Genomic DNA, 19,955 nt, shown 5'->3' with positions numbered 1-19,955 from the left:
TGCCAGCCGCTTAGGCTCCTGACAAGCCCCGCGGTGGGGCCCGGCCGGGGTGCCGACGGCTAGGCTTGGCGAATGCCAGCAAACGTCGACGACGCGTCGGTCGAGCCCTTTGTCCGCAAGACCGCAGCCTGGGCGTGGCGCCTGCTCGTCATCCTGGCCGCGTTCGTCGCCCTGGTGTGGGTGCTGGGCAAGCTCGAGGTGATCGTCGTCCCGGTGCTGGTCGCGTTGCTGCTCAGCGCGCTGCTGGTGCCGGTGGTCGACCTGATGGACCGCCGCGGCGTGCCGCGCGGCGGCGCCGTGGCGATCGTGCTGCTGGCCGGCTTCGGGATCCTGGGCGGCATCTTGACGTTTGTCATCATCCAGTTCATCGACGGCCTGCCGGGCCTGACCGAGCAGATCAGCCGCAGCATCGACTCCACCCGCAGTTGGCTCGAACACGGGCCGTTTCACTTACGCAACGAGCAGATCAAGAACGCCGGCAACGCCGCGATCGACGCGCTGCACAACAATCAGTCGAAGCTGACCAGCGGCGCGCTGGCCACCGCCGCAACCATCACCGAACTCGTCACGGCCGCCGTGCTGGTGCTGTTCACGCTCATCTTCTTCCTGTACGGCGGGCGCAACATCTGGCAGTACGTCACCCAGATCGTTCCCGCCGGCGTCCGTCACCGCGTGCGCGAGGCCGGCACCGCAGGGTACGGCTCCCTGATCGGCTATGTGCGGGCCACGTTCCTGGTCGCCCTGACGGACGCGGCCGGTGTGGGCACCGGCCTGGCGATCATGCACATCCCGCTGGCGCTGCCGCTGGCGTCGCTGGTGTTCCTGGGGGCGTTCATCCCGCTGGTCGGGGCCGTGGTCGCCGGCTTCCTGGCCGTCGTGGTGGCGCTGCTGGCCAAGGGCATCGTGTACGCGCTGATCACGCTCGGACTGCTCGTCGCGGTCAACCAGGTCGAGGCGCACCTGCTGCAGCCGCTGGTGATGGGCCGGGCGGTGTCGATCCACCCGCTGGCCGTCGTGCTCGCCATCTCGACCGGTGGTGTGCTGGCCGGGATCGTCGGCGCCCTGCTCGCCGTCCCGACGGTGGCCTTCCTCAACAACGCGATCCAGGTGCTTTTGGCGCCGGACCCCGATGCCGAGGCCGAGAAGCAGGTGGAGGCGGCCGACGAGACGGGCCCCATCCTGCAGGTGGAACCGGACGACCCGGAGCACGCGCCCCGCTGACGACCGGGGCCACGAAACGTAAACGGCTGCGGCGTTTTTCGGCGTGTCGTGTGCGACGTTTACGTGTCGCTGCACGCCGAGGCCGGCGGTCCGGACTCGGCTGGGCTCGAGCGCCTAGAGCCGACCCTCGCGGCGGAGCAGGTCCTGGGCCGACAGGCCCCCGCCGGCGCGGCGGCGCTGGCGCGACGGGTCCCCGTTCTCACCCTGACCGCGGGTGTTCATCTTCTCGGTCGCCGCGTCGGAGTCGTTGTCTTCCGGACGCATGACCGGCAGCGCGGCGGTGGGATCGGCGGCGTCGTTGGCGCTGTCGTGGTTGGTGGGCACCGGGATGGCCCTGGTCTGGCCGCTCGACGGCGGCGGCGGTGGCGTCGGCGCCGGACGGGGTGCCGCGTTGGCCGGACCCCGCGCGTCGGCGGGCCGCTCCGGGGCCGGCGTCGCGCCGCCCTGGGCCGACAGCCGCGACGTCTTGGCCTCGGTCGGCCTCGGCTGCGCGCGCGTGCCGGCCACTGAGGCTCCAGTGGCTCCCGCGGCCCCGGCGGGGCGGGGCTCGGGCGGCTCAGGAATTCTCGTCGGCCGGGCCCGGGACGGCTCCAGCGCGCCGGGATGCGTCGGGTCCTTCGGCGCGCGCGGCGGCGCGGCCGCCAGGCTGGCCGCCGCCACCGGCGGACGCGTGGGCCGCCCGTTGAACGTCGGCCGCTTGCGCTCGGGGTGCAGGTCGATCTCGCCGAGCCCGACCTTGTTCTGCAGCCGCCTCGCCCAGCGCGGCGCCCACCAGCAGTCGTCGCCGAGCAGCTTCATCACCGAGGGCACCAGGAACATCCGGACGATCGTCGCGTCCAGCAGCAGGGCCGCCATCAGGCCGAACGCCAGGTATTTCATCATCACCAGGTCGGAGAACACGAACGACGCGGCCACCACGGCGAGCACGCACGCGGCGGCGGTGATCAGGCGGCCCGTGGTCGCCGTGCCGATCCGGATGGCCTCGGCGGTCGACATGCCCCGTTCGCGGGCCTCGACCATCCGGGACACCAGGAACACCTCATAGTCGGTGGCCAGCCCGTAGCCCACCGCCACGACGAGCGCGATGATCACCACCATCAGCGGTGTCGGCGTGAAGTTCAGCTGCTTCGCGAAATGCCCGTCGACGAAGATCCACGTCAGGATGCCCATCGTCGAGCCCAGCGTCAGCGCGCTCATCACCGCGGCCTTGATGGGCAACACCATCGACCCAAAGGCCAGGAACATCAACAGCATGGTGGCCGTCACCAGCACCACCAGCATCAGCGGCGCCTTGTCGAACAGGGCGTGGATGCTGTCCTGTTCCAGCGCCGGCGTGCCACCGACCAGGACGGTCAACCCCTTCGGCGGGGTGATGGACCGCAACTCGGCGATCTTCTTCGCCGCCTCGTTGCGGTTGACGAGACCGTTCTCGATCACCCGGACGGAGCCGTCCTCGGGATGCGTCGTCCCGTTGGGACCAGCGGCGCAGGGGTTACCGGCGATCGCCGGGCACGGGCGCTCGTCCCACTGCTTGTTGGTGAACCCGGTGAAGCCCGACACCTTGCTCCGGATGTCGTTGACCTGCTGGTCGGTGACCGCGTTGTGGTTGTTGCTCTCGATCACCAGGGTGAGCTGCTCGGTGCGGTAGCCGGGGAAGAGCTTGTCGAAGTGCTCCTGGGCCAGGCGGACCGAACTGTTGGGCGGCAGGTACTTCTCGCTGATGCCCCCGAACGAGAGGTTGCCCAGCGGGATCACCAGCAGGATCATGCCGACGATGATCGGGACGGCGAACGCCAGCGGCCGCTTCATCACGAAGTTGGTGAGCTTGCCCCAGAACCCGGCCTCCACCTCTTCGCGGGTCTTGGTCTTCTGCAGGCGCTCCGCCAGCCACTCCAGGTAGACGCGCGAGGGCTTCCAGTTCCGCAGGAAGGGCACCTTCAGCGCGGTCCGCACGCCCAGCGCGTCGACGTGGCGGCCCAGGATGCCCAGGCACGCGGGCAGCAGCGTGATCGACAGCAGCGCGGCGAAGCCGACCGCCGCGATCAGCGCGTAGGTCAGCGACTTGACGAACCCCTGCGGCAGCAGCAGCAGGGTGGCGCCCGAGGCGATGATCAGCACCGCCGAGAACGTCACCGTGCGCCCGGCCGTCATCACCGTTCTTCGGACCGCGGTCTCGGTGTCGTAGCCCTCGGCGATCTCCTCCCGGAATCGGCTCACGACAAAGAGCCCGTAGTCGATCGCGAGACCCAGGCCGATCAGCGAGACCACAGGTTGGGCGAAGAAGTGCACCGGCCCGAACATGGCGATGCCGCGCAGGATGCCCAGCGCGCCGGCGATGCTCAACCCGCCGACCATGACGGGCAGGCCGGCGGCGATCGCGCCGCCGAACACCAGGAACAGCACCACCGTCACCGCGGGCAGCGCCAGCACCTCCATGCGGCGCTGGTCGGTGGCGATCGTTCCGGCCAGGGCGTTGGCGATCGGCTCGAGGCCCGCCAGTTCCACCGTGCCGCCGTCGAGCTTCTGCAGGTCGGGCGCGACGGCTTTGTAGTTGTTGAGGATGGTGTCGTCGTCATTGCCCTTCAGCGGGATGCTGACGAAGGTGTGCTTCTTGTCCTCGGTCGCCATGCCCTTGATCTGCGCGTTGGGCGGGTCGCTGCCTGGCGGCAGGGCCAGGTAGCCGGCCCAGCCGAGGACCTGGTCGGGGTGGTCGTTCTTGAACTTGTTGAGCTCGTCGACCACCTTCTGCCGCCACGCCGGGTCGTCGACGGTCTTGCCGTCGGGGGCGGTGAAGGTGGCCACGATGTGGCCAGTGCGGTCGCGGCCGTACACCTTGTCACCCAGGACCGAGGCCTTCACGGACTGGCTGCCGTCGTCGTAGAAACCGCTCTGCGTGACGTGCTTGCCCAGGCTCATGCCGAAGACGCCGCCACCGAGGCACAGGGCCACCATGACCCCGATTACGATGTACCGGTAGCGGTACACAGTTCGACCCCACCAGGCGAACACGTGAGCTCCTTACTGGATCGGTGACGACCCGCGCATTGATTTCCCAGTCTCACACACGCGCGGTCAACAGGGCGGACAGCGGCCGGAAAGGCTGCAGCCACGCCCCCTGCTCGGGAAGCGAATCAAGACCGATCCGCGGGAGTGGTTCCCGGAAGACACCCGCGATGTCCTCCAGGTCGACGAACTCCAAGGTATCCGACGCTAGCGCCCAACTCGCATGTTCGCGAAATCCGATCACCTGGACGGTCGCCCCTGAGCGGGCGATTTCCTCCAGCGGTTGCCGGAACGCCTGACCGTCGGCCGACGCCACCACCAGGGCCGCGAGCCCCTCGGCGCGCCGCCGCTCGATGTGGTTGAGCATGTCGCGGTCGACGTCGCTGTCCTCGTCGATCTTCGGCTTGGCGAAGACGGCGAAGCCCACGTTGCGCAGCGCGTCCACCCACGGGCGGACCACGTCCGCGCTGCCCGGCGCGATGTTGGTGAAGACGGTGGCCTCCGGCTCGATGACGACGCCCGGACGGCCGGCGCTGATCTCGGCCGTGCGCGCCAGCAGCCAGCGGCCCAACGCGTCGAAGCGCGGCCGCTCGAGCGCGGTCGGGCGCCGGCCCAGGATCGACCCCAGACCCATGTCGAGGTTGGGTGCGTCCCAGACGAGCAGCACGCGGCCGCCCGGGGCCAGGCTCGCCACCGTCTCGCCGGACAGGACCGCCGGCGGCGCCACTGGTTCTGCGTGTTCGGTTGCCGCGGTTTCCTCGGTCAGGCTCATGGTGACCGCCTATTCATCGTCGAGCCCGGATGGGCGTCTGACCCAGATGAACTCCGTGACGTCGCTGCCCGCCCGGTGGGCCTTCGTCTCGTACTTGGTGATGGGCCGCTCGATCGAGATCGGCAACGCGTCTTCGGGGGCGGCGCGGCGCAACCGCGGCTCGGCATCGCCGACCTCGGCGATGTGCTCGGCGTAGCCCGGATGGTCCGTGGCGGCGTGCAGGACACCACCGGGGAGTAGCCGGTCGGCGATCAGCCCAACCGTGCCGGGCTGCAGGAACCGGCGCTTGTGGTGGCGGGCTTTGGGCCACGGATCGGGGAAGAAGACGCGGACCCCGGTCAGCGTCACGGGCGCGAGGAGATGCTGCAGCACGACGAGCGCGTTCCCGCGGATCAACCGGATGTTGCCCACCCGCTCGCGGTCGATCGCGCTCAGCAGTTGCGCCAGGCCCCGCCGGTAGATCTCCACGGCGATCACGTCGACGCCCGGTTCCTCCTGCGCCATCGCCAGGGTCGAGGTGCCGCTGCCGCAACCGATCTCGAGCACGACGGGCGCCTGCCGGCCGAACCATGCGGGGATGTCCAGCGGGCCGGGCTCGCCGGCGCCGCCCTCGGTGGGGGTGCCGACCGAGAGGCCGAGCTCGGGCCACAGCCTCTCCCAGGTCTGTCGCTGGGCGTCGGACAGGGCGGAGCGCCGGGAGCGGAAGCTCGAGGCCGGCAGGTAGCGCTGTCCGGAGCCGGCCTCCACCTCTACCGAAGGTCGGGACACCGACCCACCCCGGATTGCGCACGCATTTGTCCATGGTGGCCCATGACCTATAGATGCGGCCGCCTCCGGGTCCAGATTGATACCCAACAGTTGCCTTCGCCTGGTAGTCGACCGGGAAGTGGCTCGCGGCCGGCCCGCGCGGGTGCCACCATGCGGGGGCGACCACAGCGTACGGGCGGGACATGGAAGAACGGGGACACCGGAGGTTCGCCGGCGAGCTGGCGCGCTTCGCCGCCCGCCACGCCGACCCGGGCCTGACGGCGGTCGCCGAGCGGGCGGCCGCGCCGCTGCGGGTGGCGGTCCGCGGCCGTCCCGGCGTCGGTCGCGCGACGGTGGCGCGGGCGCTGGCCCGCGCCGGCGGGCCGGCGGGACTGGCTGTCCAAGCCGCCGGACCCGACTCCGACGTCTTGCTCTACGTCACCGCCGAGGTCGTCAAGCCCGAGGACGCCGACGCGATCGCCGCGGCGCGACCCGCCGTGGTCGCGGTCCTGAACAAGGCCGATCTGACCGGATCCCTGTCGGGGCGCACCGGAGAGCCCCCGACGGTCGCGGCGCGAGCGCGCTGCGCCAAGCTGTCGGCGCTACTCGGCGAGCCCGTCGAGCCGATGATCGGGCCGTTGGCGGTCGCCGCCCTGGACGGCCTGGACCGCCAAACGTGGGCGGCGCTGCGGGTTCTGGCGGACCATCCTTCCGGCGCGGCCAGCCTCGACGGGTCCTTCGCCGGCTTCCTGAGCGCCGACAACCCGGTGCCGGCCGACGTGCGCGTGCGCCTGCTCGACACCCTGGACCTGTTCGGGGTCGCGCTGGGGATGGCCGCGGTCCGGCGCGGCCGGACACCCGCCCAGCTGCGGGCCCTGCTGCGGCGGGTGAGCGGGATCGACGCCGTCCTGGGCAGGGTGGCCGCGGCCGGCGCCGAGCCGGGCTACCGGCGGGTGCTCGACGCCGTCGTCGAGTTGGAGGCGCTGGCCGCCGCCGACAGGCGCCTGGCCGGGCCGATCTGCGCCTTCCTGTCCTCCGACGACGCCGTGCTGGCGCGCATGGCCGCGGCCGCCGCAATGGCCGAGGCGGCCGGGCTGGACCCCCTCGCCCCGGCCGGGCACCTGTCCCGGGCCCTGCGGTGGCAGCGCTACGGCCGCGCCTCGGCGGGCGAGCTGCGGCGGGCCTGCGGTGCGGACATCGTGCGGGGATCGCTACGGTTGTGGACGCAAACCCGCCGATCGCTGCCTGGAGAAACGCCCCTGCCGAAAGAGACGTTGTGACCGACGACCCGGTCGCAGAGGTGGACGCGCTGGTGGCCGCGGCGGGGCCGCGGCTGGATCCGCCCGCGGTCAACCGGCGTGACGTGGTGCTTGTCACGGGACCCTGGCTGGCCGGTGTGACGGCGGTCGCCGCGGCGCTGGGCGAACGGTTGTCGCAGTACAAGTTCGTCGAGTCGACCGACCTCGGTCCAGGCGAGGCGCCGATCGCCGTCGTGTTCGTCGTCTCGGCGGCGGCCCACCTGACCGCCTCGGACTGCGCGCTGCTGGACGCGGCGGCCGAGCACACCGATGTGGTGGTGGGCGTGGTGTCCAAGATCGACGTCCACCGCGGCTGGCGCGAAGCGGTCGCCGCCAACTCCGCGACTCTGGCCGCCCACGCCCCGCGCTACGCCCGGGTGCCGTGGGTGGGCGTGGCCGCGCTGCCCGACCTCGGCGACGCGGACGTCGACGAGCTCGTCCGGGAGGTTTCCGACCGGCTCGCCGACCCGGACATCCCGCGCCGCAACAGGCTGCGGGCGTGGGATTCCCGGCTGCAGAACGTCGCGCGGCGGTTCGACCGCGACGTGGAGGGCGCCGGCCGCCGGGCGCGGGTCGACGCGCTGCGCGAGCAGCGCAGCACGGCCCTGCGGGAGCGGCGCGAGCACAAGACCGAGCGCAGCATCACGCTGCGCGGGCAGCTCCAGCAGGCACGGGTGCAGCTGACGCACTTCGCGCGCAACCGGTGCGCGTCGGTGCGCACCGAGTTGCAGGAGGACGCCGCGGCCCTGCCGCGCCGCAACATGAGCGGATTCGAGGCGCACACCCGGGCGCGGCTCGACGAGGTGGTCGGCGAGGTCGTCGAGGGCACGGCCACCCAGCTCGACGAGGTCGCGCGGCTCACCGGCGTGCCGGTGACCCTGCCGGCCCCCGGGCCGGTGCCCACCGTGGAGGCGTCGCCCCCGCCGCTGAAGGCCCGGCGCCAGGAGGCCTGGTTGCTGATGCTGCTGGGCGCCGGTTTCGGGCTCGGGGTCGCGCTCACCCTCGCCCGCCTGGTGGGCGGCCTGGCTTCGCGGCTGAGCCCCGCGCTCACCGTGGCGGGCGCGGCGGCCTGCGTGGCGGTCGGGCTGGCGCTGACCTTCGTGGTGATCCACATCCGCGGGCTGCTGCGCGACCGGGCGTTGCTGGATCGCTGGATCGGCGACGTCACGTCGGCGCTGCGGTCCGCGGTCGAGGAGCTGGTGGCCACCCGCGTGCTGGCGGCGGAGACGGCCCTGACCACCGCCCTGGCGGCGCAGGACGAGGCGGAGAACTCGCAGGTGTCCGCCCAGGTCAACACCATCGACGGCGAACTGCGCGAGCACGCCGTCGCCGTCGCCCGCGCGGCGGCGGTGCGGGACCGGGAGATGCCGGCTGTCCGGGCCGCGCTGGACGCGGTGCGTGCGGAGCTCGGCGAACCGGGGCCGCCGCAAACCGGGATCCCGGCCGGGGGGGAGGGCGCGGGCGACCCGGAGAAACCGGTCCCGACGAGCGGTGACGAGGAGATTTTGTGACGTCCGGTGACGTTTCTGAATCGTTCCTGTGAGGAGTCCTATACCCGCCCGAGGCTTCCCCGACAAGGCACTCACGATAACCTGTAGTTAACGCCACTTTTGAACCAGCAGAAATGGGTTGAGTGGGCGACTGCTCCAAGCAGGCAAGAGAAGCCCGAGTACAAAGACGAATTCAGGAGACTTCGATGACCTCAGCGACCATTCCCGGACTAGACAACGCGCCGACGAATCACCCGGGGCTGCTCGCGTGGGTTCAGGAGGTCGCCGAGCTCACGCAGCCCGACCGCGTGGTGTTCGCTGACGGCTCCGACGAGGAGTGGCAGCGGCTCACCGACCAGCTCGTCGAGGCCGGCACGTTCAAGAAGCTCAACCCCCACAAGCACCCCAACTCCTTCCTGGCCCTGTCCGACCCCTCCGACGTCGCGCGGGTGGAGTCGCGCACCTTCATCTGCTCGGAGCGCAAGGAGGACGCCGGGCCCACCAACAACTGGATGGAACCCGCCGAGATGCGGTCCACCATGACCGAGCTGTACCGCGGCTGCATGCGCGGCCGCACCATGTACGTGGTGCCGTTCTGCATGGGCCCGCTCGGCGCCGAGGACCCCAAGCTGGGTGTGGAGATCACCGACTCCGAATACGTCGTCGTCTCGATGAAGGTGATGACCCGGATGGGCAAGGCCGCCCTGGAGAAGATGGGCGACGACGGGTTCTTCGTCAAGGCGCTGCACTCGGTGGGCGCCCCGCTGGAGCCGGGCCAGGCCGACGTGCCGTGGCCGTGCAACGACACCAAGTACATCACCCACTTCCCGGAGACCCGCGAGATCTGGAGCTACGGGTCGGGCTATGGCGGCAACGCCCTGCTCGGTAAGAAGTGCTACTCGCTGCGCATCGCCTCGGCGATGGCCCACGACGAGGGCTGGCTCGCCGAGCACATGCTGATCCTCAAGCTGATCTCCCCGGAGAACAAGGCCTACTACTTCGCCGCGGCGTTCCCGTCGGCGTGCGGCAAGACCAACCTCGCCATGCTGCAGCCGACGGTCCCCGGCTGGCGCGCCGAGACCCTGGGCGACGACATCGCCTGGCTGCGGTTCGGCAAGGACGGCCGGCTGTACGCCGTCAACCCCGAGTTCGGCTTCTTCGGGGTGGCCCCGGGCACCAACTGGAAGTCCAACCCCAACGCCATGCGCACCATCGAGGCCGGCAACACCGTCTTCACCAACGTCGCGCTCACCGACGAGAACGAGGTGTGGTGGGAGGGCCTCGAGGGCAGCCCCGAGCACCTCATCGACTGGAAGGGCAACGACTGGTACTTCCGCGAGACGGAAACCACTGCGGCGCACCCGAACTCGCGGTACTGCACGCCCATGTCGCAGTGCCCGATCCTGGCGCCCGAGTGGGACGACCCGCAGGGCGTGCCGATCTCGGGCATCCTGTTCGGCGCCCGCCGCAAGACCACGGTCCCGCTGGTGACGCAGGCCCGCAACTGGCAACACGGCGTGTTCATGGGCGCCACGATGGGCAGCGAGCAGACCGCCGCCGCCGAGGGCAAGGTGGGCACCGTCCGCCGCGACCCGATGGCGATGCTGCCGTTCCTCGGCTACCACGTCGGCGACTACTTCCAGCACTGGCTGGACCTCGGCAAGAACTCCGACGAGTCCAAGCTGCCGCAGGTGTTCTTCGTCAACTGGTTCCGCCGCGACTCCGATGGCGACTTCCTGTGGCCCGGCTTCGGCGAGAACAGCCGGGTGCTCAAGTGGATCGTCGACCGCATCGAGCACCGCGCCGGCGGCCAGGACACCCCGATCGGCATCGTGCCGAGCGCCGATGACCTCGACCTGGACGGGCTCGACGTCGAAAGCGGCGCCGTGGCTGAGGCGCTCGCGGTGAACGCCGACGAGTGGCGCAAGGAGCTCCCGTCGATCGAGGAGTGGTTCGAGTTCATCGGGGAGCGGCTCCCGACCGGTGTAAAGGACGAGTTCGAGGCCCTCAAGCAGCGGCTGTCCGACGCCGGGTAGCGCTTGACGCTGAAGTCCCCGCGCGCGCAAGCGTGTCGGGGACTTTGCGTTTCGGGACGCCTTGGCGGCGTTCAGCTCTCCTGTTCGAGCCACGCCCGCACGGTGCCACCCGCCTCGAGGTAACCGACCCAGCGGTCGACGACGGCGAGCGCGTCGGCGTAGCGCCGAAAGTCCCCGGCCGCCAGCCAATTCCCGTTGCTGATCACGAACAGCTGGTACGTCTTCTTCCGGTGCGACGCCGCCTCGACCAACGCCAGCTCGGCGCGGCCCAGGCTGCGGGTCCACAGCAGGCGCTGGATCATCGGCTGCAGGCGTGGCTTGGCCCAGAACGCGGTGGCGCTTGCCGCTTCGCCGCGCGCGAAAGCGTCGGCGATCCACGACGCCAAACCGGGGCCGTCCGAGGCGCTCTCCCCACCCCGCGGGGGCGAGTGCCTCGCGTCGATCACGACGTCAACTCCGGCCGTCGGGCATCGCGAAACGGAATGACGGTCGCGAGTTCGATCTCCGGCTCGTCCACCCAGAGCGCGGGGTGCACCGGTCCGAACTTCGCCCGCAGCCGGTCGCGTCGCGCTTCGAGCAGATCGATCACCACCCCGTTCGGCCCCCCGCCCGATCGGCGGCGATGGTGGTGGTTGAACACGGGGCCTCCGGCGCTAAGCGGGGGGGGGGGGGTGGCGGGTCGGGACGGCGATCACGAACGGCCCTGTGGCGGGCGCGAACCGGCCCCGGCGGTCGCGGGTCGGCACACGCCGTTCGACGAAGCCCACTACCCGTGCCGCGATCGCGCCCGCGGCCAGGCTCGGCGCCAACCAGACGCTGTCCCGCAGCCGCCGCTGTGCCGGAAAGCGTTGCGGCGCAGAGGCTGAGCGCTGTGGGTAGGGGGCGTGCAAGAGTCCGCGTGAATTCGTCACCGGCTTCTCCTCGACTCGTCGGCGGGGCGATGGCGTCACGCTATGACGGCGGGTACGGCACGCACATCCGTAGTCGACTACCTGATTTGGGCACGCCGGGACCACGCGCCGGCGGGTGACCTACTTGGTGTCGACTCGCGCAGATGCGCTGCGGCGGCGCGGATTTGCCGGTCACCGGGGTGAGGCCACCGGACGACACGCGAGCGGGCCGCGTAGCCCGCTACGTGGGCGAGTTCGACCGCCCCCGGCGCCGGGTCGTCCGGGCGACCGGGAGGCTACTACGTCCGCGCGCCGCGTCGCATGAATTCCGCCAGGGCCTTGCGGTCGGCGACGCCGAGCTTGGTGCACGCGTGCAGGACGTGGCCCTCGACGGTGCGCGCCGACAGGCTGAGCCGCTCGGCGATCTCCCGGCTGGTCAGGCCCGATGCGACCAGGTTGGCGACGTCGCGTTCGCGGGAGGTGAGCGGCAGCGGCGTGGCCGCCGCGGCCAGCGCCGGGCTCCGCATGCCTCCGGCCGCCGCGGCGATGCGGTCGGCGCGCACCACGGCCTCGGTCGCCCGGCGGCGGTCGTCGCGGCGTCCGAACAGCTCCGCGGCCTGGGCGGCCGTGTCCGCGGCCGACAGCATCGCCCCGATCCTTTCGAACCGTTCGCTCGCCGCGCACAGCGCGACGGGGTCGCGGTCGCGCAGCGCCGCACCGTCGGCGGCGTGCGCCGGCGCGAGGCGGCCGTCGACGGATTCGGCGACGTCGATCAGCCGTTGCAGCCACTCGCGTCCCCCGAACCGGGCGGCGTCGTGCAGGGCGAGCATTTCGATCGCGCATTGGCCGCAGCGCCGGGCCGAGTCGGCGGCGTCGATCGCGGCCGCGATGGCGCCGCGGGTATCGCCCCGGGCGGCGGCGAGCCAGGCGTCGAGCAGGCGCAGCTGCGGACCGAACACGGCGCGGTGTGCGCCCGCGCGGGAGTTCAGCTCGTCGATGGTGGCGGCGGCCGCCTCGGCACGGCCGAGCCCGCAATAGGCCTGCGCCAAGGACATTCTGGGCACGCTCCACCAGGCGGCCGACTTCGTGGTGAGCGCCGCGACCGTCTGCTCCATGCGCGACGCCGCCGCAGCGAACCGCCCGCGGGCGAGGTCGACGGTGCCGGCCGCCATGTTGTCCAGCCCCCAGTCGAGGTACTGGTGCATCGAGAAGATCTGGTCGCCGCCCGCGAGGCGGGTCTCGGCGGCGTCGAACTCGCCGGTCAGCACCAGGGCCCAGACCTCGGCGTAGGCCATCAGGTGTCGTAGCACGCCGTCGACGCCGCGCTCGTCGCGGCGGGCGCGCTCGGCCAGGGCCGTGAGTTGGTCTCCGCGCCCGGTGAACGCCCACGCGAAACCCCCGCCGACCAGCGCCCAGCCGAGCGCGTCCGGGGACGACGCCGGATCGGCCAGCACGCGGCGGGACAGCTCCGCGGCGTCGGCCAGCCGGTTCTCCAAGGCCAGCGACGCCGCCGCCAGGCCGTCGACCACCAGGCGGAGCCCCGGGTCGGCGATCCGCCGGCGCAGCACCGCGAGCACGTCGTCGGCGGCGTCGGCGTCGCCGGCCGATAGCTGCAGATTGGCGACGCGCACGACGCCCCAGCCGAGCACCTGCTCCTCGTCCATCGCGTCCGGGTCGTAGGCGCTCAGGGCCTGGTCGGCCTCCGCGGCCCTGCCCTGCCACAGCAGAGATCTGGCCAGCAGCTCGCCGGCGGCCGGGCCGGCGCCACGGTCGACGGCGGCGCGGGCCAGGCGCTCGCCCAGGGTGACGTCGGTCAGCGCGATCGCGTCGTCGGCGGCCGCCACCAGCAGCTCGGGGTCGGCGTGCGCGTCACTGTCCAAGGTGAGCCCGGCCAGCCGGATCCGCTCGCCCGGTCCCCGGAGCGGCTTGGCGGCCAGCGCGTCGACCAGCTCCCCGCGCAGCCGGCGGCCGGCGGCCACCCCGATGCGCCGGCGCATCACGTCGCTGAGCAGCAGCTGATTGAACTGGACCTCGCTGACCTCCCGCTCGTCGGTGATGCGGATGAGGCCGCGCCGTTCGGCCTGCTCGACGGCGCCGGCGCCGGTCAATCCGATCAGCGTGTCCAGGTCGAGCGGCTCGCAGATCGCCAGCAGTCCCAACGCGTGGGTGACGTCCTCGGGCAGCTGCTCGACCCGCTCGTCGACCAGCGCGGCCAGCTCGTCGCGCACCACGGCCGGCCCGCGCAGCTGCCAGATGCCCCGCACCTGGCGCAGCGTCCCGGCCTCCACCGCCCCCTCGACCAGGTTGCGCAGGAAGAGCGCGTTGCCGCCCGAGTCCTGCCACATGACGTCCACGCTGAGGCCCTCGACCGGCCCGCCCAGCACCCGCTCGACGAGCTCGGCGCACTGGTCGCGGGTGAAGGGCCGCAGCTCGACGCGCCGCAGGTAGCGGTCCTTCCACAGCGAGGTGATGGCGTCGGGCACCGGCTCGTTGGCCCGCACGTTGGCCACCATCGGCACCGACCGCTCCAGCGCCAGCTGCAACACCAGCGTGGCCGACAGGTCGTCGAGCAGGTGGGCATCGTCGACGCCCAGGACCGCGCCGCGATCGGCGGTGAGCGCGTCGCGGGCGGCCGCCAGGTAGGCCGTCGGGTCGCGGGCGGTGCCCGCCCCGACGAGGTAGGTGAACGGACCGAGGGGAATGCTGCGCGACGAGGCGGTGCCCGCCACCCAGCGCACGCGTTCGGGCAAGGAATCGGCGACATCGCGGGCCAGCGTGGTCTTTCCGACGCCGGCCGCCCCGACCACCACGACGCCGGCGGTGCGGGATCGCTCGGTGAGGGCAGCGTGAACCGCCGCGAACTCCGGCTCGCGGCGCAGCAGCGGCCAATCCTCGGCTTCCACCAGAGCCAGCACTCTACCGATCCTGGCCGCCCCCGGCAGTTGATCGACCTGCGCGAGCAGTCGCAAAAGCACACGCGCGCCCGGCGTGTCGTGTGCTTTTGCGTCTTGTCGGCGAAGGACCCGACCACTTGACACCCGTCAAGTTTTTCGGCGGTACAGTCGGCGCATGCAGATTCGCGAGCACTGCGGCTCGGGCAAGCCGGCCGTCATCCTGTACCCGTCCGGCACCGTCGTCACGTTCGACGAGCTGGAGGCGCGCGCCAACCGGCTGGCGCACTATTTCCGCCGGGCCGGCCTGCGCGAGGGCGACGTCGTCGCGATCCTCATGGAGAACAACGAGCACATCCACGCCGTGATGTGGGCGGCGCGGCGCAGCGGCCTGTACTACGTGCCGATCAACACCCACCTGACCGCGGCCGAGGCCGCCTACATCGTCGACAACAGCGCCGCCAAGGCCATCGTCGGGTCCGCCGCGCTGCGCAAGACGTGCGAGAACCTCGGCGAGCACTTGCCGGGCGGTCTGCCGAAGGTGTTGCTCATCGCGGACGACGACCTTCCCGGCTGGGAGCGATATCCGGAATGCGTTGCGGGCGAGCCCGATACGCCGATTCCCGACGAGCGCGAGGGTGACCTGCTGCAGTACTCGTCGGGCACCACCGGCCGCCCCAAGGGCATCAAACGGGAACTGCCGCACGTGTCCCCGGCCGAGGCGCCCGGCATGATGTCGGCGCTCGTCAGCTTCTGGATGACGCCCGACTCGATCTATCTGAGCCCGGCGCCGCTGTACCACACGGCGCCGTCGGTGTGGTCGATGAGCGCGCAGGCCGGCGGCATCACGACGGTGGTCCTGGAGAAGTTCGATCCCGAGGGTTGCCTCGACGCGATCGCGCGCCACCGGGTGACGCACGGCCAGTTCGTCCCGGCGATGTTCACCCGCATGCTGAAACTTCCTCAGGCGGTGCGTGATTCGTACGACCTGTCCAGCCTGCAGCGGGTGATGCATGCGGCGGCGCCGTGCCCCGTGGAGATCAAGAAGCAGATGATGGACTGGTGGGGGCCGATCATCGACGAGTACTACGCGTCCTCGGAGGCCCACGGGTCCACGCTGATTTCCGCCGAGGACTGGTTGGCGCACCCGGGTTCGGTCGGCAAACCCATGGCCGGCGCCGTGCACATCCTCGACGAGGACGGCAACGAGCTGCCGCCCGGGCAGGCCGGTGAGATCTACTTCGAGGGCGGGGTCTCCTTCGAATACCTCAACGACGAGGCGAAGACCGCCGCGTCGCGCTCAAAGCACGGGTGGGCGACGGTCGGCGACATCGGCTACCTCGACGAGGAGGGTTACCTGTACCTGACCGACCGGCGCCACCACATGATCATTTCCGGCGGGGTGAACATCTACCCGCAGGAAGCGGAGAACCTTCTGGTCACCCATCCAAAGGTGTTGGACGCGGCCGTGTTCGGCGTGCCCGACGACGAGATGGGTCAGCGGGTGGTGGCGGCCGTGCAGACCGTCGACCCGGCCGACGCGACCGACGCGTTCGCCGAGGAGCTCATCACGTGGCTGCGGGATCGTCTGGCGCACTACAAGTGTCCGCGCTCGATCGCCTTCGAGGCCCAGTTGCCGCGCACCGACACCGGCAAGCTCTACAAGAACGGTTTGATCGAGAAGTACTCCGTGTGACCCTGCGCGTCGTCGATCTGACGGAGCCGGCCGAACTCTCCGTCCCGCCGGGAGTGGTCGTCGCCGTGGGGAAGGTTGCCGGCGCGCCCGAATTCTGGCTCGAGCACGCCACTTTCACGCTCACCGAGGATCCGTGTGACGACCGGAGGGTGGTGGTCGTCGACTCGGTGGCCGAAACCCTGGCCGAGGTGACCGAACGCTGCGCGCGCTGGCCCCACGCCAGCGCCGTGTGCGACGACGTGCTGCGCGCGGTCGACCCGGCGGGCCCCGCACTGGCGGGGGTGGTGACCGAATCGCTGGCCTATTCCACGCTGCAGGCCGGCCCGGAGTTCGCGCGCTGGCTGGCCGAACGCGGGCCGGCGCGCATGCCCGAGATCGCCGAACCGGTCCGCGCGCGGCGCGACGGCGACACTTTGCGCGTCGAGTTCGACCGCCCGCAGCGGCACAACGCGTTCTCCACCGACGCGCGCGCCGCGCTGCTGGAAGCGCTGACCGTCGCCCTGCTTGACCCCTCGGTGACGGGAATCGTGTTGCGCGGCAACGGTCCCTCGTTCTGCAGCGGCGGCGACCTCGCGGAGTTCGGCACGCTCGCCGACCCGGCGTCGGCGCACCTCGCCCGCACCCGGCACAGCCCCGCCCTGGCGCTCGACGCGCTCACCGCGCGGCTGGGGCGCTCCTGCCGGGCCGAGGTGCACGGCCGGGTGTTGGGCAGCGGGCTGGAGATGGCGGCTTTCTGTGGATGGGTTGAGGCGCAGAATGATTCGGTGTTCGGGCTACCCGAGCTGGCGCTCGGGCTCATTCCCGGCGCCGGCGGCACCGTCAGCGTCAGCCGCCGGATAGGCCGTTGGCGCACCGCCTATCTGGTGTTGTCCGGACGCACGATCGGCGCCGACGTGGCCCTGTCCTGGGGACTGGCGGACGCGGTGACTCAGAAGCCCGAGTAGGTGGTGGTCGTGGTGCTGGGCAGGTTCGAGATGGCCACCGCGAACAGGGTGAACCACAGGATGACGCCGATCACCGACGCGACGACGCCCACGATCGCGCCGATGATCGCCCACTTCTTGGCGTTGTCGGCCGCGCTCTGGGCCTCGGCGTAGCGGCCCTGCGACCACAGGCCAGAAACCTTGGTCGAGTACACGATCGACACGATGCCGAACGGGAGGCAGCACAGCACGGTCACCAGGATCGCCCAGACCAGGTAGTTGTCGGGCTCGCGCTGGCCCTGCCAGGCGGGCTGCTGGCCCGGCCAGCCCTGCGGCTGCGGGTTCTGCCAATACGGCTGCTGGCCTTGCCATTCGGGGGAGCCCTCGTACGGCCCGGGCGGCGGATAACTCATGGCGACCAACCTTCTGCGGACCGACGGCGGGAGAAGTCAGGCAAATATAGCGCAGCGCCGCGCGTCCGCCCCGCATTTTCGCTCGTCAGATGCCGCCGCGGGACACCAGTTGCCGCGCGATGACGTTGCGCTGGATCTCGTTGGTGCCCTCGCCCACGATCATCAGCGGCGCGTCGCGGAAGTAGCGTTCCACGTCGTACTCCGTGGAGTAGCCGTAGCCGCCGTGAATGCGGACGGCGTCCAGGGCGATCTCCATGCCGACCTCGGAGGCGAACAGCTTGGCCATCCCGGCCTCCATGTCGCAGCGCTCGCCGCTGTCGTAGCGTTCGGCGGCGTAGCGGGTGAGCTGGCGGGCGGCGGTCAGCTTGGTCGCCATGTCGGCCAGGTAGTTGCCGACCGACTGGTGCTTCCAGATCGGCTGGCCGAAGCTCTCGCGCTCCTGGGCGTAGGCCAGCGCGTCCTCGAGCGCCGCGGCGGCGACGCCCAGCGCGCGGGCGGCCACCTGGATGCGGCCCGTCTCCAGGCCCTTCATCATCTGCGAGAAGCCCTGGCCCGCAACGCCGCCCAGGATCGCCGACGCGGGCGCGGCGAAGTTGTCGAACGACAGCTCGCAGGACTCCACACCCTTGTAGCCGAGCTTGGGCAGGTCCCGCGAGACCATCAGGCCGGGGCCGGGTTCGACGAGCACGATCGAGATGCCCGCGTGCTTCGGGGTGGCGTCGGGATCGGTCTTGCACAGCAGCGCGATGAGCCCCGACCGGCGTGCGTTGCTGATCCAGGTCTTGGCGCCGTTGATCAGCAGCCCGCCGTTGCGGTCGGGCAGTGCCGTCGTCGACATGTTCTGCAGGTCCGAACCGCCGCCCGGTTCGGTCAGCGCCATCGTGGCCCGCAGCTCGCCGGTGGCCATCGGGGGCAGGTATGCGCGCTTCTGCTCGTCGGTGCCGAACAACGCGAGCAGCTTGGCCACCACGGTGTGCCCGCCCATCGCACCGGCCAGGCTCATCCAGCCGCGCGCCAGTTCCTCGGTGACCCGGGCGTAGCACGGCATCGACACGGGCGACCCGCCGTGCTCCTCCGGGACGGCCAGGCCGTAGATGCCGATCCGCTTCATCTGCTCGATCCACGCCTCCGGGTAAGTGTTGGCGTGCTCCACCTCGCGCACGGTCGGCTTCACGTCGCGGTCGATGAACGCCCGCACCGTGGCGACCAGCATTTCTTCTTCGTCGTTCACGCATGCCATATTGGCCCGGTGACTTACGCGCGGTTACGCGAGGGCGGCCCGTACTTCGACGACCTGGCGGTGGGCCAGGTGTTCGACTGGGCGCCGGCGGCGACGCTGTCGCCGGGTCTGGCCGCGGCGCATCAGGCGATCGTGGGGGACCGGTTGCGCCTCTCGCTGGACGCGGTGCTGGCCACCGCGGTGACCGGCGAGCCGGGGCCGCTGGCCCATCCGGCGCTGGTGTGCGACGTCGCGATCGGCCAGTCGACGCTGGCGACGCAGCGCGTCAAGGCGAATCTGTTCTACCGCGGCCTGACGTTTCACCGGTTCCCCGTTGTCGGCGATACCATCTACACCCGCACGGAAGTCGTTGGGCTGCGCGCCAATTCGGTCAAGCCGGGGCGGGCGCCGACCGGGATGGCGGCGCTGCGCATGATCACCATCGACCAGGCCGACCGCCTGGTGCTCGACTTCTACCGGTGCGCGATGCTGCCGGCGGGCCCGGACTTTCGGCCGTCCGGGGCGCCCGGCGACGACCTGTCCGCCATCGGCGCCGACGCGCCCGGACCGGCCGCCGACCCGACCGCGCACTGGGACGCCGACGTCTTCCGCAACCGGGTGCCCCGTCCGCACTTCGACCCCGGCCTGGCCGGCGCGGTGTTGCACAGCACCGCGGACGTGGTCACCTCTGCGCCCGAACTCGCCCGCCTGACGTTGAACATCGCTGCCACGCACCATGATTCGCGGGTCGGCGGGCGCCGGCTGGTCTACGGCGGGCACACCATCGGGCTGGCGTTGGCGCAGGCGTCGCGGCTGCTACCCAACCTCGTCACGGTGCTGGGGTGGCAGTCGTGCGACCACACCGGGCCCGTGCACGAGGGCGACACGCTCTACAGCGAATTGCACGTCGAGTCGGCCGAGCCGACGGCGCACGGTGGCGTGCTGCGGCTGCGCTCAACGGTATTCGCCGTCGGCGAGCCGGACCGCCAGGTGCTGGACTGGCGGTTCAGCGCGCTGCAGTTCTGAGCGCTGCTCGGTTAGGCTGACCCGCCGTTGCTGCCGCCATTGGTAAAGCTGGTGTTGCTCGCACCGCCGGCACCGCCGGCTCCGGCGGTGCCGGCGTTGCCGCCGCTGTTGCCCACGATGTTGCCAGTGGCGCCGGGGCCGCCTGCGCCGCCGCTGGCACCGTTGCTGCCGGCGCCACCGTCGCCGTTGGCGCCGCCGTTGTCAATGGCGCCGCCGCCGCCACCACCGCCGGTGCTGGTGCTACCCGTCCCACCGGCGCCGCCGTTGAACTGCGGGGGGAAGAGGGTGTTGGCGACGGCGTCGCCGCCCGCCCCACCGTTACCGGCGGCA

General features: G+C 71.4%; 15 protein-coding genes and 1 pseudogene. 7 read left to right on the top strand and 9 right to left on the bottom strand.

All coding sequences use genetic code 11. The features are described 5' to 3' along the window. Positions 1-72: 72 nt before the first annotated feature. Entirely contained in the window at positions 73-1,221 is a 1,149-nt protein-coding gene (locus GPY60_RS19095) for an AI-2E family transporter (RefSeq protein WP_156689258.1), read from the top strand. 114 nt (positions 1,222-1,335) lie between these two features. Here the strand turns inward: GPY60_RS19095 and GPY60_RS19090 are convergent, their stop codons facing one another. From GPY60_RS19090 to trmB, 3 genes are read right to left on the bottom strand one after another with little or no spacing between them, the layout of a single operon-like run. Beyond that, positions 1,336-4,230, bottom strand: coding sequence for an MMPL family transporter (locus GPY60_RS19090; RefSeq protein ID WP_156689257.1), 2,895 nt, complete (start codon positions 4,228-4,230; stop codon positions 1,336-1,338). Between the two features lie 49 nt (positions 4,231-4,279). After that, positions 4,280-4,996, bottom strand: coding sequence for an NYN domain-containing protein (locus tag GPY60_RS19085; RefSeq protein ID WP_156689256.1), 717 nt, complete (start codon positions 4,994-4,996; stop codon positions 4,280-4,282). 9 nt (positions 4,997-5,005) lie between these two features. Next, the gene (gene trmB, locus GPY60_RS19080) at positions 5,006-5,764 is read right to left on the bottom strand and encodes a tRNA (guanosine(46)-N7)-methyltransferase TrmB (RefSeq protein WP_370462765.1); all 759 of its coding nucleotides are present in this window, start codon (positions 5,762-5,764) and stop codon (positions 5,006-5,008) included. Positions 5,765-5,946: 182 nt separating this feature from the next. Between trmB and GPY60_RS19075 the strand changes: the two genes are divergently transcribed. The 3 genes from GPY60_RS19075 to GPY60_RS19065 all read left to right on the top strand — a co-directional run bounded on the left by GPY60_RS19075 (position 5,947) and on the right by GPY60_RS19065 (position 10,567). Further along, a complete protein-coding gene (locus GPY60_RS19075; protein ID WP_156689255.1) occupies positions 5,947-7,023 on the top strand; it encodes a hypothetical protein in 1,077 nt (358 codons plus the stop codon). Continuing rightward, on the top strand, positions 7,020-8,552 hold the full coding sequence (locus GPY60_RS19070; protein WP_231639725.1) for a hypothetical protein: 1,533 nt from the start codon (positions 7,020-7,022) through the stop codon (positions 8,550-8,552). The genes GPY60_RS19075 and GPY60_RS19070 overlap by 4 nt, the downstream gene beginning before the upstream one ends. 185 nt (positions 8,553-8,737) lie before the next feature. Next, positions 8,738-10,567, top strand: a complete 1,830-nt coding sequence (locus GPY60_RS19065) for a phosphoenolpyruvate carboxykinase (GTP) (protein WP_156689254.1) — start codon at positions 8,738-8,740, stop codon at positions 10,565-10,567. A gap of 71 nt (positions 10,568-10,638) precedes the next feature. Here GPY60_RS19065 and GPY60_RS19060 read toward each other — a convergent pair whose 3' ends face one another. The 3 genes from GPY60_RS19060 to GPY60_RS19050 all read right to left on the bottom strand — a co-directional run bounded on the left by GPY60_RS19060 (position 10,639) and on the right by GPY60_RS19050 (position 14,372). Continuing rightward, positions 10,639-11,013, bottom strand: a complete 375-nt coding sequence (locus GPY60_RS19060) for a hypothetical protein (RefSeq protein ID WP_156689253.1) — start codon at positions 11,011-11,013, stop codon at positions 10,639-10,641. Continuing rightward, positions 11,010-11,207 (bottom strand): hypothetical protein, encoded by a 198-nt coding sequence (locus GPY60_RS19055; protein WP_156689252.1) that lies wholly within the window; start codon positions 11,205-11,207, stop codon positions 11,010-11,012. The genes GPY60_RS19060 and GPY60_RS19055 overlap by 4 nt, the downstream gene beginning before the upstream one ends. A gap of 549 nt (positions 11,208-11,756) precedes the next feature. Next, on the bottom strand, positions 11,757-14,372 hold the full coding sequence (locus GPY60_RS19050; protein ID WP_231639724.1) for a helix-turn-helix domain-containing protein: 2,616 nt from the start codon (positions 14,370-14,372) through the stop codon (positions 11,757-11,759). Positions 14,373-14,526: 154 nt separating this feature from the next. Here GPY60_RS19050 and fadD4 point away from each other — a divergent pair, with 154 nt between their 5' ends. Further along, on the top strand, positions 14,527-16,044 hold the full coding sequence (fadD4, locus tag GPY60_RS19045) for a fatty-acid--CoA ligase FadD4 (protein WP_156689251.1): 1,518 nt from the start codon (positions 14,527-14,529) through the stop codon (positions 16,042-16,044). After that, positions 16,041-16,988: an enoyl-CoA hydratase/isomerase family protein gene (locus tag GPY60_RS19040; RefSeq protein WP_370462764.1), complete on the top strand. Its 948-nt coding sequence runs from the start codon at positions 16,041-16,043 to the stop codon at positions 16,986-16,988. The genes fadD4 and GPY60_RS19040 overlap by 4 nt, the downstream gene beginning before the upstream one ends. On the opposite strand, the gene GPY60_RS19035 is transcribed toward GPY60_RS19040, so the two are convergent. Both GPY60_RS19035 and GPY60_RS19030 read right to left on the bottom strand, forming a co-directional pair. Further along, positions 16,973-17,380 (bottom strand): CD225/dispanin family protein, encoded by a 408-nt coding sequence (locus GPY60_RS19035; protein WP_156689250.1) that lies wholly within the window; start codon positions 17,378-17,380, stop codon positions 16,973-16,975. The two genes, GPY60_RS19040 and GPY60_RS19035, sit on opposite strands and share 16 nt — an antisense overlap. Positions 17,381-17,465: 85 nt before the next feature. After that, positions 17,466-18,620: an acyl-CoA dehydrogenase family protein gene (locus GPY60_RS19030; RefSeq protein ID WP_156689249.1), complete on the bottom strand. Its 1,155-nt coding sequence runs from the start codon at positions 18,618-18,620 to the stop codon at positions 17,466-17,468. Between the two features lie 9 nt (positions 18,621-18,629). Here GPY60_RS19030 and GPY60_RS19025 point away from each other — a divergent pair, with 9 nt between their 5' ends. Next, a complete protein-coding gene (locus GPY60_RS19025) occupies positions 18,630-19,625 on the top strand; it encodes a MaoC family dehydratase (protein ID WP_156689248.1) in 996 nt (331 codons plus the stop codon). Positions 19,626-19,636: 11 nt separating this feature from the next. Here the strand turns inward: GPY60_RS19025 and GPY60_RS27570 are convergent. Beyond that, a pseudogene (locus GPY60_RS27570) lies at positions 19,637-19,955 on the bottom strand (hypothetical protein); the annotation flags it as partial.

The organism is Mycobacterium sp. Marseille-P9652 (assembly GCF_902652685.1).
Taxonomy (GTDB): Bacteria; Actinomycetota; Actinomycetes; order Mycobacteriales; family Mycobacteriaceae; genus Mycobacterium.
The sequence above is the reverse complement of the archived record's forward strand: the minus strand, read 5'-3'. Positions and strand labels throughout refer to the sequence as shown.

Bases quoted from the DNA above. Each gene is read 5' to 3' on its own strand.
- GPY60_RS19095 (WP_156689258.1), top strand. From the start codon at position 73: ATGCCAGCAAACGTCGACGACGCGTCGGTCGAGCCCTTTGTCCGCAAG.
- GPY60_RS19085 (WP_156689256.1), bottom strand. From the start codon at position 4,996: ATGAGCCTGACCGAGGAAACCGCGGCAACCGAACACGCAGAACCAGTG.
- GPY60_RS19075 (WP_156689255.1), top strand. From the start codon at position 5,947: ATGGAAGAACGGGGACACCGGAGGTTCGCCGGCGAGCTGGCGCGCTTC.
- GPY60_RS19065 (WP_156689254.1), top strand. From the start codon at position 8,738: ATGACCTCAGCGACCATTCCCGGACTAGACAACGCGCCGACGAATCAC.
- fadD4 (WP_156689251.1), top strand. From the start codon at position 14,527: ATGCAGATTCGCGAGCACTGCGGCTCGGGCAAGCCGGCCGTCATCCTG.
- GPY60_RS19035 (WP_156689250.1), bottom strand. From the start codon at position 17,380: ATGAGTTATCCGCCGCCCGGGCCGTACGAGGGCTCCCCCGAATGGCAA.
- GPY60_RS19030 (WP_156689249.1), bottom strand. From the start codon at position 18,620: ATGGCATGCGTGAACGACGAAGAAGAAATGCTGGTCGCCACGGTGCGG.